Source organism: Pandoraea soli, assembly GCF_902459595.1.
GTDB classification, from domain to species: Bacteria; Pseudomonadota; Gammaproteobacteria; order Burkholderiales; family Burkholderiaceae; genus Pandoraea; species Pandoraea cepalis.
The window spans coordinates 169139-192817 of the sequence record NZ_CABPSG010000008.1 but is presented as its reverse complement, the minus strand read 5'-3'; the positions used below and the strand labels follow the sequence as shown (position 1 = coordinate 192817).

The following is a 23679-nucleotide window of genomic DNA, read 5'->3' as shown; positions in this document are numbered from 1 at the left end:
GAAACAGGAGCCGTCATGCTTCGCCTCGTCCTCCATCGTGCGCTGGTCGCGATACCCACGCTCATCATCGTGTCGATGATGATCTTCGGGCTGCAGAAGATGTTGCCCGGCGATCCCGTGCTCGCGATGGCCGGCGAGGATCAGAACCCGCAGGTCATCGCCGCGCTGCGCGAGAAGTATCACCTCGACAAGCCACTGCCCACGCAGTACGCGCTCTGGGTCGGCGACGTGCTGCGCGGCGACCTCGGCAACTCGCTGCGCACGGGCGAGCCGGTCACGACACTGATCGCGCAGAAGCTGCCCGTGACGCTGCAACTGGCGATGTTCGGATTGCTGATTGCCATCGGGATCGGCATCCCACTGGGCATCCTGTCGGCGGCCAACCGCGGCAAGGCCATCGATTACGGCGCGAACGTGCTGGCCCTGTCCGGTATGTCGATCCCCAACTTCTGGCTCGGTATTCTGCTGATCTTTCTGGTCTCGGTGCGTTGGCACCTGCTGCCGTCGTCGGGTTACGTGTCGCCTGCCGAAGACCTGTGGCTGAGCTTCAAGACGATGGTCATGCCGGCGTTTGTGCTCGGCGCGGCGCTGGGGGCACAATTGATGCGCCACACGCGCAGCGCCATGCTTGGCGTGCTGCGCACCGACTACATTCGCACGGCGCGCGCCAAGGGTCTGTTGCGTGGCACCGTGGTGCTCAAGCATGCGCTGCGCAATGCGCTGATTCCTATCGTGACGGTGCTCGCACTGCTCTTTGGCGAACTGCTCGCGGGCGCGGTGCTCACGGAACAGGTCTTCACGATTCCGGGCTTCGGCAAGCTGGTCGTCGATGCCGTGTTCAATCGTGACTATGCCGTGGTACAGGGCGTGGTCCTGGTGACCGCCGTGAGCTTCATCGCACTCAACCTCCTGGCCGACGTGCTTTACGTCTTGCTCAACCCGCGCCTGCGTCGCGCCTGAGACCTCTTTGAACATGGCCGCATTGCCTACGACTTCCACTGCATCGCAGAGCGCCGAAGGGGGCCGACCCGCCGCGGCCGTTGCCAGCCCCGAAAGGTTGCTGCGCCGCCGCCATCGCGGGCTGCGCAAGTTCGCACGTAACCGGGCGGCGGTCGTGGGGGCCATCATCGTGGCGTTCGCCGTGATCGTCGCGCTGTTCGCCCCGTGGTTGTCGCCGTACGATCCGATCGCCACGAGCTTCATGACGGTGCGGCAGGCGCCGAGCGCGCTGCACTGGTTCGGCACGGACGAGCTGGGTCGCGACGTGCTCGCCCGCATGATCTTCGGTGCGCGCGCCTCGCTCGCGGCGGGCGTGGTGTCCGTGGGCATCGCGGTGATCGTCGGCGTGCCGCTGGGTTTGCTCGCAGGGTACTTCGGCCGGTGGGTCGACGCGATTGTCTCGCGTCTGGCCGATGCGCTGCTCTCGATCCCGTTCCTGATTCTCGCGATTGCGATGGCCGCGTTCCTCGGCGCGAGCCTCACGAACGCGATGATCGCCATCGGCGTGTCGGCCATGCCGCGTTTCGTCCGGCTTGCCCGCGCGCAGGCGTTGACCGTCAAGGCGGAGGAGTATGTGGAAGGCGCACGCGCCATCGGCCTGACGGATGCGCGCATCATCGTGCGCTATATCCTGCCCAACGTGCTGCCGCCGATCATTGTGCAGGCGAGCCTGACCGTGGCGACCGCGATCATCGCGGAGGCAAGCCTGTCGTTTCTTGGGCTTGGACAGTTGCCGCCCTCGCCGTCGTGGGGCTCGATGCTCAACACGGCCAAGGACTTCGTCGAGCAGGCGCCCTGGATGTCGATTTTCCCCGGTATCGCCATTTTCCTGACGGTACTCGGTTTCAACCTGCTGGGCGACGGTTTGCGCGACGCGCTCGATCCGCGCGAACAGTAGCGCGGCACGAGACTCGTCAGCCGCGCCGCCCGGTGGGCCACTTTCACGATTCGTTACCAAGGTCATCAGCCAGTCCCATGACGCACTTCAATTGGCAGAATCCGTACCCGACGCCGCGCCTGCCGGTGTTCGCCCGCAACATTGTGTCGACGTCGCATCCGCTGGCCGCCCAGGCCGGACTGCGCATGCTGTGGCAGGGCGGCAACGCCGTCGACGCAGCGATTGCCGCCGCCGCCTGCATGACAATCGTCGAACCGGTCTCCAACGGCCTGGGCGGCGATTGCTTCGCGCTGATCTGGGACGGCAAGGAACTCCACGGCCTGAACGCCTCGGGCGTGGCGCCGGCCGCGTGGAACATCGATTACTTCCGCAAGAAGTATGGTGAGCAGCATGGCATCGCCAAGCAGCCGACGCGCGGTCTCGACACCGTGACCGTGCCCGGCGTGATCGCGGGCTGGGAGGCGTTGCATGCGAAGTTCGGCAAGCTGCCGTTCGGGGATCTGATGGCGCCGGCGATCGAGATCGCCGAGCGCGGACATGCCGTGGCGCATATCGTCGCACGCAAATGGGCGGCGGCGGTGCCTGAGCTGAAGGACTTCCCCGGTTACGCACAGACGTTCATGCCGCATGGCCGCGCACCGACGACCAGCGAAATGATTCGCATGCCCGGCCATGCGCGCACGCTGCGCCTGCTCGCGAAGGAGGGGCCGCGCGCGTACTACGAGGGCGAAATTGCCCAGCGCATCGCCGCCTGGTCGGCGGAGCATGGCGGGGCGATGACGGCCGACGACCTGCGCAACCACAGCGCCGATTGGGTCAAGCCGATCGAGAAGGATTATCGCGGCTATACGGTGCACGAGATTCCGCCGAACGGGCAGGGCATTGCCGCGCTCATGGCGTTGGGCATTCTGGAGAAGTTCGATGTGTCGCGTCTGGCGGTCGATCGCGTGCATTCGCAACACTTGCAGATCGAGGCGATGAAGCTCGCCTTTGCCGATCTCTACCGATACGTTGCCGATCCCCGCTCGATGGAGGTGACGCCTGAGCAGATGCTCGACGACGCCTACCTCACCGCACGTGCGAAGCTGATCGACCCCGAACGTGCGTCGCAATTCGACTTCGGCATGCCGAAGGCCGGTGGCACGATCTATCTGTCGGCCGCCGACGAGCAGGGCATGATGGTGAGCTTCATCCAGTCGAACTACATGGGCTTCGGTTCCGGTGTGGTGGTGCCCGATCTGGGCATCGCGCTGCAAAACCGAGGCTGCGGGTTCTCCATGGATCCGAAGTCGGCCAACGTGGTCGAAGGCGGCAAACGACCGTTCCACACCATCATTCCGGCGTTCCTCACGCAAAAGGTCGACGGCAAGCACGAGGCCGTGATGAGCTTCGGTGTGATGGGCGGCGATATGCAGCCGCAGGGCCATCTGCAATCGATCGTGCGGATGATCGACTACGGCCAGCAACCCCAGGCGGCGTGCGACGCGCCGCGCTGGAAGGTGAATCGCGACTTTACGGTCGATATCGAATCGACGCTTGACCGCGAGACGGTGGCCGGGCTGGTGGCGATGGGGCACTCCTTGAAGTCCATCGACGACCCGTACATGGACTTCGGTTCGGGCCAATACATTTGGCGCCTGGATCGCAACGATCCCGATCGTGGCTACGTCGCCGCGAGCGACAGTCGTCGCGACGGTCTCGCCGCCGGCTACTGAGCCAGCGGTTGTACCAGCAGCGCCGGTGGCGCGGTGTGCATCGCATCGCGCCACCGGCGCTGTTTTCTTATGGGGCGGCGCTGCGCATGCCAAGTCGTGTCCAGAGGCGATGTTGGCGTGCGCTCACTCATCTCGGATTCCTATACGGCGTTACGGCGTGCGGAACACATTAAGATTCTGTTGATTCATCGAATCGTCACAGTTCACCGGCAATAATCACGTCGCACGAAGCCTATACCAACTAATTCGGCAACCGATCTACTGCGTCGAATCGCGCGTGGCACCGGGGGCCGGTGCGACCCGGGGAAACGACGCCATGACGATCCGTCATCGAATTACGCTATTGGTGATCCTGACGTTTATCGCGCTCTCGATCATCGGTGGCTACGCGGTCTATCAGACCCGCGCCAGCGCTCACAAGGTTCGGCAGGTTACGGAAGGCGTGGTGCCGAGCGCACTCGCTTCCGCCGATCTCGTCTCGCAAGTCAAGGCGGTACAGATCGCCACGATGACGCTGGTCTACGCGCAGGACGACACTGTCGTCGAACAGGCGCTCAACACCCTAAAGAAGCTGCGCGGCGACATTGACCGGTCGCTGACCCGTCAGGCCGAAGGCGCGGCGAGCGATGCGCAGAAGGGATTGGTGACCCAGGCCCGCGAGAGCGTCGAGAACTACTTCAATGCCATCAACGACACCGCCAAGCTCAAGCAGGCGGGCAAGACGGACATGGCGCAGGCGTTCCTCTTCGCGATGGTCGCGCAGTATCGCGACGAACTCGAAGGGGTGGTCAACACGCTGCGCGTCGAGAAGACGCGCCAGCAGGACTCGGCCATCGCCACGCTCAACGACACGCTCTCGACCACCACGACGGCCATCGGCATCGTGACCGGACTGGCGATCGTGCTGCTCACGGCCATTGGCGCGTTGCTGTACCGCCAGATCACGCGTCCGCTGTCGCGCATGCAGGCGATGATGAGCGAGATCGCAAAGAGTCAGGACTTCACCCGTCGTGTGCCGGTCGGTCGGATGGATGAAATCGGGCACTCGATCGTGGCGTTCAACGGCATGATCGAGAAGATTCAGGAGCGCTCGGCGCAACTCAAGCAGAAGACGGCTGACATTCAGGCGATGCTGCAGAACATGCAGCAGGGCATTCTGACGGTCGTCGACGGCGCGCGAGTACACGGGGAGTACTCGGCCTATCTCGAAGCGATCTTCGAGACGCAGGACATCGCGGGGCGTTCTGTCATGGAACTGGTATTCGGCGACAGCGACCTGGGCGCGGATGCGCTATCGCAGGTCGAAGCCGCCGTCGATGCCTGCATTGGGCAAGATGCGATCAACTTCGTCTTCAACGAACACCTGCTGGTGGGCGAGATCGGCAAGCGCATGCCGGACGGGCGCATCAAGCAACTCGATCTGACCTGGTCGGCGATCACCGACGAGAGCGACACGATTCTGCGGCTGATGCTGTGTGTGCGCGATGTGACGGAACTGCGTCAACTCGCGGCCGAGGCCAGCGAGCAGAAGCAGCGGCTGGAGATGATTGGCGAAATTCTGTCGGTCAGCCAGGAGAAGTTTCATCACTTCATCGAAAGCTCGACCGGCTTCATTCGTGAGAACGAGCGCATCATCCGCAAGCATTCGCAGGCCGACAGCGCGGCCATTGCCGAGCTGTTCCGCAACATGCACACCATCAAGGGCAATGCGCGCACCTACAACCTGCAGTATCTGACGAACGTCGTGCACGAAACCGAGCAGCGCTATCACGAACTGCGCCAGCCCGACGTTGCGCGTCTCTGGGATCAGGATGGCCTGATGCGCGAACTCGAGCGGGTGCGCGATGCCGTCGATTCCTATGCCCATATCAACGAGATGAGCCTTGGTCGCAAAGGCCCGGGCAGGACGACCGACGAACAGTCGATGGTGGTGGACCGCGCCCATATCCGCGCGAGCCTTCGCATGCTCGAAGCGGCTGATCCGAACGACCCGCATCAACTCGTCGCAATGCGCGACGCCGTGCACCAGACCCTGCGCCTGCTGGGCACCGAGGGCGTGGGCGAAGCGTTGGGCGGGGTGCTCGATTCGCTGCCGTCGCTGGCGAGCGAACTCGGCAAACCGGCACCGGCGGTGCGTGTCGACGACAACGGCTACCGCCTGCGCTCGCCCGCTGTGCGAATTCTGCGCGATGTGTTCATGCACCTGTTGCGCAACTCCATGGATCACGGGCTGGAGAGTGCGGACGAACGTCGTGCGACGGGCAAGCCGGAGGCAGGCACCATCGACATCGAAGTCGGCCTCGATCACAACATGCTGCAAGTCACGCTCTCCGACGACGGTCGCGGCCTGGCGTTGCACCGCATTCGCAACATCGCCGTGCAGCGCGGCTGGATTACGGCCGAGACCTACGTGACGGACGAGCAGATCGCCCAGTTCATCTTCCGCCCGGGCTTCTCGACGGCGGCGCAGGTCACCGAGGTGTCCGGGCGCGGTGTGGGCATGGATGCGGTGCAGGACTTCGTGCGGCGCGAACATGGCCGCATCGAGCTGCGCTTCACCGATGAGAATAAGGGGGCCGAGTTCCGCCAGTTCCAGACCGTAGTGTGTCTGCCGGACAACCTCGTGGTCGACGGTTTCGACCTGAACAGTGTGGCTGCCGATGCCGTCGACCGCCCGGTGGCGGCCTTCGATGCACCCCGTTCGGAGACGATTCGAGCATGAACGCGCTGCAATGGTTATTGGCAGGTGGCGTGGCGGGCGTGACCGGCGCGGTCGTCGTGGCATTCGTTGCGCACCGCTGGCGCATGGCGCATGCGACCGCACACTGGCGCGCGCTGACCCAGGCGCATGACGAGGCGCTGGCGCAGGCGCTCGAACGCGAGCGTCTGGCGGTGGCCAACCTCGACGAACGGGGGCAGGCACACGATGAGGCGCTCGCCGCACAACAGGCGCGTTTGACGCAGGCCGAACTGGATTTGCAAGTGGCGCGCAAGTCCGAGGCTGCCGTGCTGGAGGCGAAAGGCCACTGGCAAGCCGAGGCCGAGCGCATCGCGGACGAGGCGGCGCGTCTTCGCGGACTGGCGGCGACCTTCGAGCGCTGGCACGAGCAGATGATCTCCCTCATGACGCAGAACCAGGACATGCACGCGAAGAACCACGAATTGGCGTCGATTGTTCGGCACGTACTGATCGTGTCGCTCAACGCGTCCATCGAAGCGGCCCGCGCGGGGGCGGCCGGGCGCGGCTTCGGCATCGTCGCGAGCGAAGTGCGTTCGCTCGCCACACGCTCCGAAGAACTCTCGAAGAGCTATCGCGACAGCCTGCATCGCAACGACGTGACGACGACGGCAACGTTCCAGGACATTCAGGCGGGCGGCAAGATGATCGCGGCATCACTCTCGAGCGTTGAAGCCCTCGCGCAGCAGTTGCATTCCCGTCTTCACTAAGCCAGCAGGTTTCGTTGTGATCAGTGCTCACGCCCGCGACAGTTTCGAACGCATTCTCCATAAAGCCGCACGCACCCGGCTCGCACGCTCGGTGAACGGCGCGTGCGAGATTGTGCCGCTCTCAGTGCGCCAGCACGACGCGCCGCCGCTGGACGTCGGGGTCGATCTGGCCGCCCGGCATGCCAACGTGGTGGTGTTCACCATCTCGTCCATCGGCTTTCGCATGCTGCTGGTGCTGCACTTCGACGAGGACGACGCGACGGCCGCGTACTTCGCGGGCGACGATCGCGACAAGCCGTTTCGCGAGGTGTTCCTCGAACTTGGCAATCTGTGCTGCGGGGCGATCAATCAAGAACTGCTCAACTACTTCCCCGATCTGGGCATGTCGACGCCGTACGTCCTGAGTGCGCACTGCGTGCCGCACCTCACGCAACTCAAGCCGAATCTGCTGTCCTCGTGGGACATCACGCTTGATGGTTCGGTGCGCCTGGCGGCCACGCTATGCGTTTGTGCGCACGCCCCGCTCGACTTCAACGCCGAGGTGAGCGAGTCGGAAGACAGCAGCGGTGAACTGGAATTGTTTTGAATTGGCAATGGTTTTGTCAGGCCCTAGGAAATTACGATAATGAACCGAAGCACCCCCCGCGAGTCGGTCAGCCAGTTTCTGATCCTCGACGACAGCGTCGAGCATGAATACCCCGAAGCGCTCGTGCGCGGCATGGTCGATATCACCGACGGCGTATTTCGCGGCTTGTTCGGCGACATCGCCGTGCACTGCGAGCCGCCCGGCGTGGTGCGCGATCGCATCATTTTCGGTGAGGTCTTCAGCCTGATCCCGCTCGAGAGCGCCTGGTGCCGCGGCTACATGATGATGCAGGCGGAGCAGGTTCCGTTCATGCAACTGCTCGAACATACCGGCCGCTGCGAGGGGCAGGCGGGCTTTCGCGAGCTCAACGGCATGCTCGGCGAGTTGACGAATTTGATCTGGGGCGCGTTCAAGAACCGCTACATGGGCGACCCCTCGGCAGTGGGCCGCACACAGGTGCAGGTGCCGCTGCTCATCAATCACAAGCAGAAGTACATTTCGTTCGGCACCGACAACCCGCAGTTGTGCTTCGTCTATCGCCTCGCCGATCCGGTCAACGGCCAGATCGTGACATTGCATCAGCATTTTGTCTTCAGTCTCAACTGGTCGCCCGAGGCGTTTCGCGACTCCCCGCAGGCAAGCGCCGAGCCCATCGAAACCGGGGCGCTGGAGCTGTTCTGAGATCCCGGCGCGAACCTCTACTCCCTCTTACACACAAGGACAACACCATGTCGAAGATTCTCGTGGTCGATGATTCGAGCACTGTGCGCGACGAAGTCGCCGGTTTTCTGCGCAAGAACGGCCTGGACGTGGACACGGCCGTCGACGGCAAGGACGGTCTCGCCAAGATCAAGGCCAGCCCGGGCGTGAAGCTCGTCATCAGCGACGTGAACATGCCGAATATGGACGGGCTGACGATGGTCGAGAAGATTCGCGGCGAACTCGCGAACCAGAGCGTCAACGTGGTGATGCTGACCACCGAGAGCAGCCCGGCCATGAAGGAGCGTGGCAAGGCGGCCGGCGTGAAGGGCTGGATCGTCAAGCCGTTCAAGGGCGACGCCGTGCTCGAGACGTTCCGCCGGCTCGCCGGCTGACGTTACCGGCCAACCGTGCCGCTGGCCCGGTCCGCGACGCCTCGCCGCCGGACCGTCGCCACCGCGCGACGGCGGCGTTACACTGCTGACTTTCCCGCACTACGCGAGCACGGGCGCAGGCTGTTTGCGCATCCTCGCCTCCTCATCATGAGCGTTGTACCCGAGAAGAAGAAGCTGAGCGCAGCCGCGCGTGCCAACGACAACGTCGCCCCGGCACCGAACATCGAAGCGTTCGAAGCGGGAGCGGCCTCGGCCGAGGCACGGCCGCGTCGCACCAAGCTGCGCCTGACCTACGTCATCGCCAGCCTCGACCGTCTGCTGCGTCGCCACATGTCCGAAGCGCTGGCACCGCTCGGCCTCACGCTTGCCCAGTTCACGGCGCTATCGGTGCTCGATGCCCGAGGCAAGCTCTCCAATGCGCAACTCGCCCAGCGCTCGTTCATCACGCCACAATCGGCCAATGAGGTCGTGAGCCTCATGGCCGGGCGCCAGTGGATCACCCGCGAGCCCGACCCCAATCATGGCCGCATCGTGCTGTTGCAACTCACCGACGAAGGGCGCCGGGTGCTCGCGCAATGCGAGGCCGTCGCCAAGGAGATCGACACGCGCATGCGTGCCGATGTGAGCCGCGAAGACGCCGCCGCCGTGCAACGCCATCTCGAAATGTTCGTGCGCAATCTACGCGACTGACCCCGGGTTTGTCCCGACCTGCCGATGACTTGTATTGTCAGGTAGCTTGATATTAAATGGAGACCGTCGCCGCAGAGAAGCGGGCGACAGCATTCCAGTGGCACGGTAAGGCGAACGCAATATGCGGCTCGCGCGGCATTGTCGCGCCCGCCGTACGTCCGCCCTATATATCAGGTTACCTGATTAAATGGGTTTCGCCGCCGGCGTCGGCTGACTGCGCATCAGGTGCCGCTCTCGCAGGGCGGCGACCGAAGTCCATGACGAAGATGACAGGAGACACCATGAAATCGAATCAGGAGGGCAACGCGCAGGCGTTGCCGTTGGCGCCGGACGGGCAAGCGAGTCTCGTCAGTCCGGTGGCGCTCACTTTGGCGCTTTGCTTTGCCGTCGCGTTGCTCGAAGGTCTCGACCTGCAGTCGGTCGGGGTGGCGGCACGCGGCATGGCCAAGGAGTTCGGACTCAGCGTCGCGCAGATGGGGCTCGCCTTTTCGGCGGGTACTTTTGGCCTGCTGCCCGGGGCGATGGTGGGCGGGCGTTTGGCCGACAGCATCGGGCGCAAGCGCGTGCTGATGCTCTCGGCCGCGGTCTTCGGCGTGTTGTCGATTGCCACGGCGTTCGTGTCGGATTTTTGGATGCTGGTGATCGTGCGCGTGCTCACGGGCATCGGCCTGGGCGGTGCAATGCCGAACCTGATCGCCTTGTCGTCGGAAGCCGTGCCGCCACGCCTGCGCGGCACGGCCGTGAGCATCATGTATTGCGGGATTCCGCTCGGCGGTGGCATTGCCGCGACCATTGGCATGCTGGCGGTGAGCGACGCCGACTGGCGGCATATCTTCTACGCGGGCGGCGTTGGCCCGCTGCTGCTCTTGCCGTTGCTCGCCTGGTGCCTGCCGGAATCTCGCGCGTTTGCGGCCGCGACCTCGCAAGGCCAACGCGCCACGCCCGCGCCGATGATGAAAGTGCTGTTCTCCGAGGGGCGCGGCATCTCGACGATTCAGCTCTGGCTCTCCTACTTCTGCACGCTCATCGTGCTGTACTTCCTGCTCAACTGGCTGCCGTCGCTCATGGGGGCGCGCGGTCTGGCGCGCGGCGATATCGGTTGGGTGCAGATTCTCTTCAACGTGGGGAGCGCCGTCGGCGTGCTCGCCCTCGGCTACCTGATGGATCGCGCACGCATGTCGCTCGTGATTGGCGGCATGTACCTGGGCATGATCGCCTCGCTTGTCGGGCTCGCGGCGGCGCAGGGCTTCGGTGTACTGGCGACGGCGGCGTTCTTCGCTGGCATGTTCATCATCGGCGGCCAGTCGGTGCTCTATGCGCTCGCCGCCGCCTACTACCCGACCGCCATGCGCGGCACGGGCGTGGGGGCCGCGGTGGCGTTCGGGCGCATCGGCTCGGTGGTCGGGCCGCTGGCGGCCGGCATGCTGCTTGCCGTGGGCAGCAGTGCCGCCCTGGTGATCGGCGCGAGCATTCCCGTCACCATCGTGGCCGCGCTGGCCGCCCTCATGCTCATTCGTCGTCCCCGCGCGGCTGACTGATTCGGCGTCACGCCGGTTGGCCTCGCTTGTGCGCGACGGACGCCGCTTGGCTGTGCCGTCGCGCATTTTCTTGCGCAATGGCCGCGCAGGTCTGCCGTTCCTGGTTTGCCTACACCGATAACTACAATTATTTGGAGACTCACATGGTATTTCCCCATCGCGCTCATGCGCTCGCTTCATTGGCCGTGGCCGCCGCGCTGGCGGCGCCCGGTATCGCCAGCGCACAATCGAATATCACGCTGTACGGCATCGTCGACACCGGAATCGAGTACGTCTCGCGCGCCAGTGTGAATGGTGCCGTGTTGCGCATGCCGGGTGTGACCGGCGAATTTCCGTCGCGCTGGGGTCTGCGCGGCACGGAAGATCTCGGCGGCGGGCTCGCGGCGATCTTCCAGCTCGAGAGCGGCTTCAACCTGCGGGGCGGCGATCTCGGCCAGGGCGGTCGCCTGTTCGGCCGCCAGGCCTTCGTGGGCGTGAAGGGCCCGTATGGCACGCTGTCGTTTGGCCGCCAGTACACCATGACGTTCTACGCGCTGCTGGGCTCCGATATCCTTGGCCCCGATATTTACGGCATGGGGTCGTTCGATGCTTACGTTCCCAATGCGCGCACCGACAACTCGGTCACGTATCAGGTCGGCTGGCAGGGGCTGAGTTTCGGTGCGGGTTATTCGTTCGGCCGCGACGCGGCGGGCACCGGCAATTCGCCGGGGCAGGGCACTTGCGCCGGACAGGTGCCGGGGCAGTCGGTGCAATGCCGTGACTGGTCGGTGATGCTCAAGTACGACGCGAACAACTTCGGCGTCGCCACATCATACGAAGAGCTGCGTGGCGGCACCAACGCCGCGGTCAACTTCTTCGACGGACAACCCACCTCGGTGTTCGCCAGCAGCGGCGACAAGGACACCCGCACGACCCTCGGCGCGTACTACAAGTACGGCGCATTGAAGGTCGGTGGCGGCTGGCTGGGCCGTCGCGTGTCGACGTCCGCCATCAATACGCACACCAACCTGTTCTACCTGGGCGCGGCGTACAACATTACGCCGGCGTGGCTGGTGGACGGCGAGGTCTACCGCATCGTCAACAGCGATCACAACACGCGCGGCACGATGACCACGCTGCGCGCCACTTACTCGCTCTCGGTGCGCACCGCGGTCTACGCGCAGGCGGCATACCTCTTCAACAGCGCCCACGCAGCGTACTCGGTCAGCGGCGGAGGCGGCGGCACCACGCCGCCTGCCGGCGAGGGCCAGGCCGGTGTGATGCTCGGCATGCGTCACACGTTCTGATATTTCGAGATCAGGGTTTTCACTGAAAACGTGATGCTTGCAATGTAAGGTTACCTGATATTAAATGTGTCTGTCGGCAACACCGCGCGCCACTCCCGGCGCGCGGCACAGGTTGCCCGGAACACTTGGGAATTTCGCAAAATGACTGCATACGAAGGACGCTGGACGACGATCGACGTGAAGGTGGAGGGGGGCATCGGCTGGGTCACCTTCAATCGCCCGGAAAAACGCAACGCCATGAGCCCGACGCTCAACACGGAAATGAATCAGGTGCTCGACGCACTCGAACTCGATGCCGATGCCCGCGTTGTGGTGCTCACGGGCGCGGGAGCGGCGTGGACGGCGGGCATGGATCTGAAGGAATACTTCCGCGAAATCGATGGCGGGCCGGAAGTCGTGCAGGAGCGCGTACGCCGCGACGCGTCGGATTGGCAATGGCGCCGGCTGCGCATGTACGCCAAGCCGACCATCGCCATGGTCAACGGCTGGTGCTTCGGCGGTGGCTTCTCGCCGCTGGTGGCGTGCGATCTGGCGATCGCTGCCGACGAGGCCGTGTTCGGTCTGTCGGAGATCAACTGGGGCATTCCGCCGGGCAATCTGGTCAGCAAGGCCATGGCCGACACGGTGGGACATCGCCGCGCGCTGCACTACATCATGACCGGCGACACATTCACGGGCGTGGAAGCGGCGGACATGGGGCTGGTGAACCAGAGCGTGCCGCTCGACCAACTGCGTGACGCCACGCTGGCCCTGGCCGCCAAGCTGCTGGAGAAGAATCCGGTCGTGCTGCGCGCGGCAAAGCATGGTTTCAAGCGTTCGCGTGAGCTGACGTGGGAACAGTGCGAAGACTATCTGTACGCCAAGCTCGACCAGGCCCAACTGCGGGATCCGGAACACGGCCGCGAGCAAGGCTTGAAGCAGTTCCTCGACGACAAGGCGATCAAGCCGGGTCTGCAGGCCTACAAGCGCTGAGGCGCAACGTTCATCAGTGACCGGAAAGAGGAAGAGCGCAATGCATGAAGTGCAGATGCTGATCGGGGGCCAGTGGCGCGGCGCGCAGGGTGGGGCAACGTTCGAGCGCATCGATCCGGTGACGGGCGAAGTTGCCACACGGGCACCGGCCGCGACGCTGGCGGATGCCGATGCGGCCGTCGACGCGGCGCAAGCGGCCTTTCCCGCCTGGGCGGCGCTGTCGCCGACGGCGCGTCGACAACGCTTGCTTGCGGCCGCCGAGCGCATGGACGCCCGCGCGGCGGAGTTCATCGCCATCGGGGCCGCCGAGACCGGCGCGATGGCCAATTGGTATGGCTTCAACGTCATGCTCGCGGCCAACATGCTGCGCGAAGCGGCGGCCATGACCACGCAGATCGACGGCAGCGTGATTCCGAGCGATGTGCCTGGCAGTCTTGCGATGGCGGTGCGCTCGCCGGTCGGCGTGGTGCTTGGCATCGCCCCGTGGAATGCCCCGGTGATTCTGGCGACGCGCGCGCTTGCCATGCCGCTCGCGTGCGGCAACACGGTCGTGCTCAAGGCGTCGGAGCAATGCCCCGGCGTGCATGCATTGATCGGTGCCTGCCTGCACGAAGCGGGACTGGGTGACGGGGTGGTCAACGTCGTGACGAACGCGCCGCACGATGCCGGCGAGATCGTGGCGCGTCTGATTGCGCACCCGGCTGTCAGGCGCGTGAACTTTACCGGCTCGACGCACGTGGGGCGCATCATCGCGCGACTCGCCGCGGAACATCTCAAGCCGGCGCTGCTGGAGTTGGGCGGCAAGGCCCCGGTGCTCGTGCTCGACGACGCCGATCTGGACGCCGCCGTCGACGGCATTGCGTTCGGCGCGTTCTTCAATCAAGGGCAGATCTGCATGTCGACCGAGCGAGTGATCGTCGACGCGCGCATCGCGGACGCCTTCGTCGAAAAGCTCACGGCGAAGGCGGCGACGTTGCGCGCCGGGTCGCCGACGTCGCCCGACAGTGTGCTCGGTGCGATGGTGAGCGCGCAGGCGGCGTCGCGTGTGGCGGCGCTGGTCGAGGACGCTCGCACGCATGGCGCGCATCTGCCGCTGGGGTGCCGGGTTGACGGTGCGATCATGCAGGCGACGATCGTCGATGGCGTGAGCCCGGCGATGCGCCTGTACCGCGAGGAGTCGTTCGGTCCGGTGGTGACGATCCAGCGTGTGAGCGGCGATGACGAGGCGGTGCGGGTGGCCAATGACAGCGAGTTTGGCTTGTCGGCCGCGATCTTCAGCCGGGATGTATCGCGTGCGCTGCAATTGGCCAAGCGCATCGAGTCGGGAATCTGCCACATCAATGGCCCGACCGTGCACGACGAAGCGCAGATGCCGTTCGGCGGCGTGAAGTCCAGCGGCTACGGCCGATTCGGCAGCAAGGCGTCGATCGGCGAATTCACGGAACTGCGCTGGATCACCGTGCAGACCACACCGCGCCATTACCCGATCTGATCGTTCGCAGGATGAGGCTGTGCCCGCGGGCGGACGCTACCGAGAGAGCGCCGCGGCGGGATCGAAGCAGGAGACAGTGTTTTGAATCAAGGCAACAACACCGCCGCCACGCAAGACGTGGCGGCTCATCGCTATCGCCAGGTCGCCATCGGCAACCCGGGGGTCGACGTGATTCGCGATGGCGAATGCTGGTATCTGCGCTCGCGTGAGCCGCTCGGCGATTTTCCGGAGCGGCTCACAGACCGGCTCATCTCCGGCGCGGCACGGCACCCGGAACGGTGGCTCGTGGCGCGTCGCGGCCCCGACGGTCAATGGATCGGCATCACGTATGCGCAGATGCTGCAGCGTGCGCGTGCGATCGGCCAGGCATTGCGCGATCGCGGCATGTCGCCGCAACGTCCCATTGCGATCCTCTCCGGCAACGATCTGGAACACTTTGAGCTTGCGCTCGGCGCGATGTACGCCGGGGTGCCGTTCGCGCCGATCTCGCCGGCGTATTCGATCGTTTCGACGGACTTCGGGAAGCTGCGTCATACGCTGGACTTGCTGCAGCCGGGGCTGGTGTACGCGACGGATGCGGGCGCCTACGGTCGCGCCATGGACGCCGTGCTCGACGACAATGTGGTCCGCGTCACCGCGCGCGGTGACGGGGGCACGCTGGCCTTCGATGCGCTGCGCGATACCGTGCCGCGCGACGTCGATGCCATTCACACGCGAGTCAACGGCGACACCATCGCCAAGATCCTCTTCACGTCCGGCTCAACCCGTCTGCCGAAGGCCGTGCCGACCACACAGCGCATGCTGTGCAGCAATCAACAAATGCTGCTGCAAACGTTCCCGACCTTCGGCGAGGCGCCGCCCGTGCTGGTCGACTGGTTGCCTTGGAATCATACGTATGGCGGAAGTCACAACGTCGGCATCGCGCTCTACAACGGCGGCACGCTCTACATCGACGACGGCAAGCCGGTCGCCGGAAAGTTCGAGGAAACGTTGCGCAATCTGCGCGAGATCTCGCCGACCGTGTATTTCAACGTGCCGAAGGGGTGGGAGGATCTCGCCATCGCACTCGAAAACGACGCGGCCCTGCGCGAGCGCTTTTTCGCCCGTGTGAATCTCTACTTCTTCGGCGGTGCCGGGCTGTCCCAGGCGGCCTGGGACCGGCTTGAACGCGTGACCGAGGCGCATTGCGGCGAACGTATCCGGATCATGTCGGGGTTGGGGATGACCGAGACGTCGCCGAGTTGCATGTTCACCACCGGCCCGATCATGCGGGCGGGCTACATCGGCTTGCCCGCGCCCGGCTGCGAAGTGAAGCTCGCTCCGGTCGGCGGCAAGCTCGAAGTGCGCTTTCGCGGACCGAACGTCATGGCCGGCTATTGGCGTCACCCGTCGGGCGATCCCGTGTTCGACGACGAGGGCTATTACTGCACGGGGGATGCCGCCACATTTGTCGACGCGCAGCACCCGGAGGTCGGTCTGCAATTCGACGGACGCATCACCGAAGATTTCAAGCTCAGTTCAGGCACGTTCGTGAGCGTGGGGCCGTTGCGGGCTCGCGTGATTTCGGAAGGAGCCCCCTATGTGCAGGACGCGGTCGTCACCGGCATCAATCGCGACGATATCGGATTGATGGTTTTCCCGCGCGTCGAGGATTGCCGGCGCTTGAGCGGTTTGCCGTCACAGGCGCCGTTGAGCGACGTGCTGGCGAGCGGTCCCGTGCGTGAAGCGTTCTCGGCACTGCTCGCACGACTGAATGCGAGCGCCGGGGGAAGCGCCACGTATGTTGCGCGACTCATACTGCTCGACACTCCGCCCTCGCTCGACCGGGGCGAAGTCACCGACAAGGGATCGATCAACCAGCGCGCGGTGCAGGACCAGCGTGCCGCGACCGTCGATGCGCTGCATGCCGCGCAGGCGGGCGACCCGCGCGTCATCCTCGCACCCGCAAGGCGCTGACATGATGTACCCGCAATCGCTTGGCGCGGCCGAAGACATCGCGTTCGTGCTGAACACGCTCGGCGTGGGCGACGCGTTGACACGCCTCGCCCCGTTTCGTGAATTCGACACGGCCACGCTCGTGCAAGTCGTCGACGAAGCCGCCCGTTTCTCCCGTGAAGTGCTTGCGCCGCTCAACGCCGTGGGGGACCGTGAAGGTTGCACCTGGCGCGACGGCGAGGTGCGTACGCCCAGCGGCTTCGCCGATGCCTATCGCCAGTATTGCGACGCCGGCTGGCCGTCGCTGCCGTGCGATCCGTCATTGGGCGGACAGGGGTTGCCTGTCGTGGTGCAGGTGGCCGTGCAGGAACTCACGGCCGGCGCGAATCTCGCCTGGACGATGTACCCAGGCATCCTGCATGGTGCGTATGAATGCGTGCACCGATTCGGCGGCGCCGCACTGCGCGATGCGTGGCTGGGGCCGCTGGTCAGTGGTGAATGGCTCGCCACGATGGCATTGACGGAACCGGGCGCCGGCAGCGACCTCGGGCAGATTCGCACGCGTGCCGAATGGATCGACGGGTCGCGCGAGACGGTGTGTGTGACCGGCGAGAAGATTTTCATCTCGGGCGGCGAGCAGGATCTCACCCCGAACATCGTTCATCTCGTGCTTGCGCGCACGCCGGATGCCCCTCCGGGCAGCGGCGGGTTATCGCTCTTTCTTGTCCCCAAGGTGCTTGCGAATGGCGAGCGCAATGCCGTGCGTTGTACGGGCATTGAGCACAAGATGGGGATTCGCGGGAGCGCGACGTGCTCGATGGCGTTCGAGGGGGCGACCGGTTACCTCATCGGCGCGCCGCATCGTGGACTCGAGGCGATGTTCGCGATGATGAACTCGGCGCGGTTGCATGTGGGGGCGTCCGGCGTCGGACTGGCGCAGAGCGCCTACGATATGTCGGTTCGGCATGCCGGTGAGCGTGTGCAATCGCGCGTGCCGGGGGCCGATGCCGGCGTGCCCATCGCCGGGCATCCGGCGGTATGGCGCTTGCTCGAGGGTCAGCGCGTGGCGGTCGAGGGCGCGCGACTGTTGTTGTATCGCGCGGCGCTCGCCATCGATGAGGCTCACCATGCCGACACGCCGCAGGCGCGCGTGCAGGCCGATGCGCTGGCGGCGCTGCTCACTCCGGTGGTCAAGGCGATGCTCACCGAGCAGGCGTTCCTGGGCGCCAGCGATGCGCTACAGGTTTTCGGGGGCTACGGTTATGTCGAGGAGACCGGCGTCTCGCAGTTTCTGCGCGACGCGCGTATCCCGATGATCTATGAAGGGACCAATGAAATTCAGGCCATTGACCTGATGCTGCGCAAGGTCGTCAAGGACGACGGCGCCGCGTTGTCGCAATGGCTGACGTGGGCGCGTGCGCAGGTGAGCGAGGCGCGCGTCGTCGACACGCGCGATGGCTTCGACGCCGCGCTGACGGCGCTCGACGACTGGACGTTGCTGATGCCGTCGGTCATCGCGTTGGCGCGAACATCGCCGCGAGCGGCATTGTGTGTCGCGGGCGAGGTGATGCGCGTGGTGCATGGTCTGTCGATGGCAGGCCTCTGGGCGCAGGCAGCGCTGGCGGCGCATCGCGTCCATGGGCCCGTCGCCGATGGGAAACGCCGCGCGGCGCGCTATTGGTTGAAGTTCAGCCTGCCGGAGACGCGTCGTGCGATGGCGATCGTCGCTGCGCAAATCCGTGACCCGGAGACCGCCGAATGAATCTCGACAAGCTCATCGCCATCGATACGCACGTGCATGCGGAAGTGTCGTGCTGTCAGCCACCGGACTTGTTCGGCAAGGCGTTCGACGACGCGGCCGACAAATATTTCGGCACGGTGCTCAAGCAGAATCGCCGCCCCACGATTCCCGAGACCATCGAGCATTACCGTGAGCGCAATATCGGCTTCGTGATGTTTACTGTCGATTGCGAGGCGAACATCGGTCGTCGCCGTATTCCGAACGAGGAGATCGCGGGCTTCGCGCAGGAGAACGCGGACATCATGATCGCGTTTGCGAGCATCGATCCGCACAAGGGGCGCATGGGCGTGCGCGAGGCGAGGCGGCTCGTCGAGGAATTCGGCGTGCGCGGCTTCAAGTTCCATCCCACCATGCAGGGATTCTTCGCCAACGACCGCATGGCCTACCCGATGTACGAGCTGATTGCCGAATACCAGCTCACCGCGGTCTTTCATAGCGGTCATTCGGGGATCGGCTCCGGCATGCCCGGCGGCGGCGGGTTGCGGCTCAAGTTCTCGGAGCCGATCCACCTCGACGACGTGGCGACCGACTTCCCGGACATGAACATCGTGATCGCACACCCGTCGTGGCCGTGGCAATCGCAAGCCCTGTCCATCGCGCTGCACAAGCCGAACGTCTACATCGATCTGTCGGGGTGGTCGCCCAAGTATTTTTCGCCGGAGCTGATGCAATACGCGAATTCGCTGCTGCGCGAGAAGATGCTGTTCGGCTCGGATTTTCCGCTCATCGCGCCGGACCGGTGGTTGCGCGACTTCGAGACGGTGGGGTTTCGCGACGAGGTCAAACCGCTTGTGCTGAAGGACAACGCAGTGCGCATGCTCGGGCTGGCGAACACGCGGCAGCGCATCGCGTCGGCGGCGTGATGGGCGGCGGGCGGCGGGCGTGAAAGGTCACGCCGTGCTGCGCTCAGCGTACGCCCGGTGTGCCGTAGCGCACGCGTGCCGCTTCGCGCATGGCGCTGATGAGCGTTTGTTCCGGCGGCGTCGGGACGGTGTCGTTGCGCCACAGAATGCCGATGGACTCCTCGGTGCCCTTCGTCGCGAACGGCAAAGCACACAGCACGCCATCGGCAAGGTCGTCCTGCACGGTGATTTCGGAGGCGATCCAGACGACGTCGTCGCGCAAGGTCATCGCGCGGGCGAGCGACATCGAGAGCAGCTCGGAATAGTCGTCGAGCATGCCCACGCCATGCGTGCGCAAGAAGCTGTCGGCGGTATGCCGCAGGATCGTGCCGTTCGGCGGCAGTACCACGTGATAGCGGGCGATGTCGGCCATCGACACGCTACGCTGCTGAACGAGCGGATGCGACGGACGCACCACCACGCTGAGCGGGGTCGCGCACAGGTGCTCGAAGGTGAGGCCCGCCATGCCCTCGGGGTCCGACATCCGGCCGAGCGCCAGCGTGACCTGTCCGGACTTCAACTGCGTGAGCAACTGTTGATTGGCGCCGGTGTGCACTTGCACGACGATGCCCGGCCATTCGCGCCGGAACGTTTCGAGCACGCTGGGCATCATGGCGGCCGCCAGGGTGGGCAATACGGCGATCTCGATCACGCCGCCCGTCTGGCCGTTGGCGCGAGAGAGCACGTCGATGCCCTGACGCAGTGCGCTCACGCTCGCGCCCGCATGCCGCAGAAACAGTTCGGCCTGTGCGGTGGGGCGCGCGCCATTGCGCCCGCGCTCGAACAGACGCACGCCCAGCAGGCCTTCGAGTTCGGCAATCGTCTTGCTGACGGCCGGCTGCGTAATGGACAGGGCTTCCGCGGCACGCTGCAGGCTGCCGTGTTGGGCAACCGCCAGCAGGCATTGCAGATGGCGCAGCTTGATTCGTCCGTCGAGTCGATGTCTTTCCATGCCGAAAAGTTATGAAAAACCTAAGAAAATGTCAATAAATATATCCATTGATTATGGATATAGTGTCGAAAACAAGCTGGCGGCAAGCCAGATTCGTCAACACAAAATGGAGTGAGACCATGTCGAATTCGACGACCGTCCTGCACCCCCGCGACTGGGATTCGCATCCCAAGCTGATCGACAGCGGGTATAAGTCCACGGCGCTGCGCGGCCCCAAGCAACTGCTCGTGCCCGTCAAGCAGAACCTCGCGAACCTGCGTTCGCCGGTCTACGGTCACGGCATCGTCGGGGCGCTCGATAGCGACCTTACGCGCAATGCGGTGCGCAACGGCGAGCCGCTTGGCGAGCGCATGATCGTCACGGGCCGCGTGCTCGACGAAGGCGGTCGTCCCGTGCCGAACACGCTCGTCGAGCTGTGGCAGGCCAATGCATGCGGCCGCTACGTGCACAAGGTCGACCAGCACGACGCCCCGCTGGACCCGAACTTTCTCGGTGCCGGCCGCGCGCTGACCGACGCGCAGGGCCGTTACAAATTCCTGACCATCAAGCCAGGCGCCTACCCGTGGAAGAACCACCACAACGCGTGGCGTCCGCAGCATCTGCACTTCTCGGTGTTCGGTGAGTATTTCGCGACCCGGCTGGTCACACAGATGTACTTCCCGGGCGATCCGCTGCTCGGCTACGATCCGATTTTCCAGGCCACCCCGGCGCATGCCCGCGACCGCCTGATTGCGCGCTTCTCGATGGATATCACCGAGCCCGAGTACGCACTGGGTTACGAATTCGACATCGTCCTGCGCGGTGCCGACCAAACCCCGATGGAGTCCTGAGTCATGTCCGATTATCAGCAAACGCCGTCGCAGACCGTCGGCCCGTACTTCGCTTATGGCCTGTCGCCGGAGCAGTACCGTTACGACTTCAAGAGCGCCTTCACCCCCGTGGTGGCGCTCGATCGTGCCGAAGGTGAGGCCATCCGCGTGGTCGGACAGGTGCTCGACGGCGCCGGTCAACCGATCAATGACGCGTTGATCGAGGTCATGCAGGCCGATGCCGCTGGCCGCTACGTGCAGAGCGCCGAGGACATCGAGCGCACCGGCTTTGCCGGCACCGGCCGCTGCGGCACCGGCACGCATGCCGAGCACTGTTTCGTCTTCGACACGATCAAGCCCGGCGCGGCCGCGCCGGGCGAGGCACCGCGCATCGATGTGATTCTGACGATGCGGGGCTTGCTCAATCATCTGTTTACGCGTATCTATTTCGACGACGAGGCCGCGGCCAATGCGCTCGACCCCGTGCTGCAACAAGTGCCGGCCGAACGCCGCCACACGCTGATCGCGCGCCGCGAGGTGAGCGGCGGGCGTGTGTCGTACCGGTTCGACATTCGCATGCAGGGCGACGAGGAGACGGTTTTCATCGACCTTTGAGGTCGATCATTCGGTCACGCAAGGCTGATATTGGTGCGGCTTCGGGCTGTCGGCATGCAAATGCCGCCGGCCCGTGGCCGTCTCTGCATTGTTGCAACGTACCAGGGCGACCCGGCCCTACCCAACCCTAATCACTCTCGACGCTCCGATGACGGAACTGCTTGACTCTTTGCTGCGCGGCGCTGCCGTGACAGCGCGTTTCTCGCGCGACGCCACGCTGCAGGGCATGCTCGACTTCGAAGTGGCGCTGGCCGCCGCCGAGGCCGAGGCCGGTCTGATCCCGGTCGCCGCTGTCGCCCCGATCACCGCCGCCGCCCGGGCCGGCGATCTCGACTGGCCCGCCCTGCGCGACGCCGCGGCTGGCGCGGGCAACCTCGCGATTCCCTTGGTCAAACAGCTGACAGCGCGTGTGAAAGCGCTCGATGCCGATGCCGCGCGTTTCGTGCATTGGGGCGCCACCAGTCAGGACGCCATCGACACCGGTCTCATCCTGCAGGTGCGTGGCGCGCTCGACGACCTCGGCGTCGACCTCGACGGCCTCATCGCCGAACTCGCGGCGCAAGTCCGGCAGCATCGTGCGACCGTCATGATCGGCCGCACGTGGCTGCAACACGCTTTGCCGATCACGTTCGGCCTCAAGCTCGCGGGCACGCTTGACAGTTTGTTGCGCGCGCGCGCCGATCTCGCGAACGTGCGTGGGCAGGTGCTGTGCGCGCAGTTCGGCGGGGCTGCCGGCACGCTGGCGTCGCTCGGCACGCAGGGCCCGGTGGTCGCCGCAGCGCTCGCGCGTCACTTGGGGCTGTCGGAGGCGGTTACGCCGTGGCATGGCCAGCGCGATCGCATCGTGCGCGTGGGAAGTTGGGCGGCGTCGCTGACGGGCTCGCTGGGCAAGTTCGCGCGCGACACGGCGATGCTGACGCAAACCGAAGTCGGTGAAATTGCAGAAGCCTCCGGTCCCGGACGTGGTGGTTCGTCGACCATGCCGCACAAGCGCAATCCGGTCGGCTGTGCCGCAATGCTCGCGGCGGCGACCCGCACGCCGCAACTGGCCGCCACGTTGTTCGTCGCGATGCAGCAGGATCACGAACGCGGTTTGGGCACGTGGCACGCCGAGTGGGAAACGCTGCCCGAGTTGCTCATGCTGTGCGGCGGTGCGCTGGCCACCGCGCGCACGCTCGTGCAGGACTGGACGATCGACACGACGCGCATGCGGGCAAATCTCGACATCACGCACGGGCTCATCATGGCCGAGGCCGTGACGATGGCGTTGGGCGAAACGATGGGGCGTCTCGAAGCCCATCGGCGTGTCGAGGCGCATTGCCGCAATGCGCTCGCGCAGCAGCGTCCTTTGCTCGATATCCTGCGCGAAGACGATGACATTATCCGTAGCCTCGGCATTGAAACGCTCGAGCGACTGACGGACCCGCAACATTATCTGGGTGCTGCCGAGACGTTTGTGGGGCGGGTTCTCGCGCTTGCCGACGCCGCCGTGGCGCCAATTCAACCTGGCAGGAAATCATCATGAACGATCAGGAACGCTACGACAACGGCATGCAGGTGCGCCGCGCTGTCCTCGGTGACGCGCACGTGGACCGCACCCTCACACGCCGCAACGAATTCAACGACGACTTCCAGAACTTCATCACGCGCTTCGCCTGGGGCGATGTCTGGACGCGTCCGGGTCTCACGCGCCATATGCGCAGCATGGTGACACTCTCGCTGCTCATCGCCCTCAATCGTGGCGACGAGTTCCGCATGCACGTGCGCGCCGCGTTCAACAACGGTGTGACGCGCGAGGAAATGAAGGAGCTGTTCATGCACGCCGCGCTGTATTGCGGCCTGCCTGCGGCCAATCAGGCGATCCACGATGCCGAGACGGTCTTCGCGGAGATGGAAGCCGCCGAGCCCGGTTCGACGACCCGCGCGCGCGACGCCGCACAACGCTGAG

At 65.0% G+C, this 23679-nt stretch carries 21 protein-coding genes; 20 read left to right on the top strand and 1 reads right to left on the bottom strand.

What is annotated here, in order from left to right:
- The first annotated feature begins 15 nt into the window (after positions 1–15).
- From PSO31014_RS15825 to PSO31014_RS15750, 16 genes are all read left to right on the top strand, one after another.
- Complete coding sequence (locus tag PSO31014_RS15825; protein ID WP_150552474.1) at positions 16–960, top strand: ABC transporter permease; 945 nt, start codon at positions 16–18, stop codon at positions 958–960.
- 13 nt (positions 961–973) lie between these two features.
- Positions 974–1897: an ABC transporter permease gene (locus tag PSO31014_RS15820; RefSeq protein WP_246176680.1), complete on the top strand. Its 924-nt coding sequence runs from the start codon at positions 974–976 to the stop codon at positions 1895–1897.
- A 77-nt stretch (positions 1898–1974) separates the two neighbouring features.
- Positions 1975–3612, top strand: a complete 1638-nt coding sequence (locus PSO31014_RS15815) for a gamma-glutamyltransferase family protein (RefSeq protein ID WP_150552473.1) — start codon at positions 1975–1977, stop codon at positions 3610–3612.
- 316 nt (positions 3613–3928) lie between these two features.
- Positions 3929–6334, top strand: coding sequence for an MCP four helix bundle domain-containing protein (locus PSO31014_RS15810; RefSeq protein WP_150552472.1), 2406 nt, complete (start codon positions 3929–3931; stop codon positions 6332–6334).
- Positions 6331–7059, top strand: coding sequence for a methyl-accepting chemotaxis protein (locus PSO31014_RS15805; protein ID WP_150552471.1), 729 nt, complete (start codon positions 6331–6333; stop codon positions 7057–7059). The genes PSO31014_RS15810 and PSO31014_RS15805 overlap by 4 nt, the downstream gene beginning before the upstream one ends.
- Before the next feature lie 16 nt (positions 7060–7075).
- The gene (locus PSO31014_RS15800) at positions 7076–7645 is read left to right on the top strand and encodes a hypothetical protein (protein WP_150552470.1); all 570 of its coding nucleotides are present in this window, start codon (positions 7076–7078) and stop codon (positions 7643–7645) included.
- 39 nt (positions 7646–7684) lie between these two features.
- Positions 7685–8326: a chemotaxis protein CheX gene (locus PSO31014_RS15795; protein ID WP_150552469.1), complete on the top strand. Its 642-nt coding sequence runs from the start codon at positions 7685–7687 to the stop codon at positions 8324–8326.
- Positions 8327–8373: 47 nt separating this feature from the next.
- Positions 8374–8739 (top strand): response regulator, encoded by a 366-nt coding sequence (locus PSO31014_RS15790; protein WP_017233217.1) that lies wholly within the window; start codon positions 8374–8376, stop codon positions 8737–8739.
- A 147-nt stretch (positions 8740–8886) separates the two neighbouring features.
- Positions 8887–9429 carry a MarR family winged helix-turn-helix transcriptional regulator gene (locus PSO31014_RS15785; RefSeq protein ID WP_150552468.1) on the top strand — a complete coding sequence of 181 codons (543 nt, stop codon included), beginning with the start codon at positions 8887–8889 and terminating at the stop codon, positions 9427–9429.
- 281 nt (positions 9430–9710) lie between these two features.
- The gene (gene mhpT / locus PSO31014_RS15780; RefSeq protein WP_246176671.1) at positions 9711–10967 is read left to right on the top strand and encodes a 3-(3-hydroxy-phenyl)propionate transporter MhpT; all 1257 of its coding nucleotides are present in this window, start codon (positions 9711–9713) and stop codon (positions 10965–10967) included.
- 143 nt (positions 10968–11110) lie between these two features.
- Positions 11111–12253, top strand: coding sequence for a porin (locus PSO31014_RS15775; protein WP_150552467.1), 1143 nt, complete (start codon positions 11111–11113; stop codon positions 12251–12253).
- Positions 12254–12394: 141 nt separating this feature from the next.
- Positions 12395–13225 (top strand): p-hydroxycinnamoyl CoA hydratase/lyase, encoded by an 831-nt coding sequence (locus PSO31014_RS15770; RefSeq protein WP_150552466.1) that lies wholly within the window; start codon positions 12395–12397, stop codon positions 13223–13225.
- Between the two features lie 40 nt (positions 13226–13265).
- Entirely contained in the window at positions 13266–14717 is a 1452-nt protein-coding gene (locus tag PSO31014_RS15765; RefSeq protein ID WP_150552465.1) for an aldehyde dehydrogenase, read from the top strand.
- A gap of 81 nt (positions 14718–14798) precedes the next feature.
- Complete coding sequence (locus PSO31014_RS15760; protein ID WP_150552464.1) at positions 14799–16673, top strand: feruloyl-CoA synthase; 1875 nt, start codon at positions 14799–14801, stop codon at positions 16671–16673.
- A gap of 1 nt (position 16674) precedes the next feature.
- A complete protein-coding gene (locus PSO31014_RS15755; RefSeq protein ID WP_150552463.1) occupies positions 16675–18414 on the top strand; it encodes an acyl-CoA dehydrogenase family protein in 1740 nt (579 codons plus the stop codon).
- Complete coding sequence (locus tag PSO31014_RS15750) at positions 18411–19316, top strand: amidohydrolase family protein (protein WP_150552462.1); 906 nt, start codon at positions 18411–18413, stop codon at positions 19314–19316. Before PSO31014_RS15755 ends, PSO31014_RS15750 begins: the two co-directional genes overlap by 4 nt.
- A 43-nt stretch (positions 19317–19359) precedes the next feature.
- Here PSO31014_RS15750 and pcaQ read toward each other — a convergent pair whose 3' ends face one another.
- On the bottom strand, positions 19360–20307 hold the full coding sequence (pcaQ, locus tag PSO31014_RS15745; protein ID WP_150552461.1) for a pca operon transcription factor PcaQ: 948 nt from the start codon (positions 20305–20307) through the stop codon (positions 19360–19362).
- Between the two features lie 119 nt (positions 20308–20426).
- Between pcaQ and pcaH the strand changes: the two genes are divergently transcribed.
- The 4 genes from pcaH to pcaC all read left to right on the top strand — a co-directional run bounded on the left by pcaH (position 20427) and on the right by pcaC (position 23678).
- Positions 20427–21137: a protocatechuate 3,4-dioxygenase subunit beta gene (gene pcaH, locus PSO31014_RS15740; RefSeq protein ID WP_150552460.1), complete on the top strand. Its 711-nt coding sequence runs from the start codon at positions 20427–20429 to the stop codon at positions 21135–21137.
- A gap of 3 nt (positions 21138–21140) precedes the next feature.
- Positions 21141–21731: a protocatechuate 3,4-dioxygenase subunit alpha gene (gene pcaG, locus PSO31014_RS15735; RefSeq protein ID WP_150552459.1), complete on the top strand. Its 591-nt coding sequence runs from the start codon at positions 21141–21143 to the stop codon at positions 21729–21731.
- 148 nt (positions 21732–21879) lie between these two features.
- Positions 21880–23256, top strand: a complete 1377-nt coding sequence (locus PSO31014_RS15730; protein ID WP_150552458.1) for a 3-carboxy-cis,cis-muconate cycloisomerase — start codon at positions 21880–21882, stop codon at positions 23254–23256.
- Positions 23253–23678, top strand: a complete 426-nt coding sequence (gene pcaC / locus PSO31014_RS15725; protein WP_150552457.1) for a 4-carboxymuconolactone decarboxylase — start codon at positions 23253–23255, stop codon at positions 23676–23678. The genes PSO31014_RS15730 and pcaC overlap by 4 nt, the downstream gene beginning before the upstream one ends.
- Position 23679: the final 1 nt, after the last annotated feature.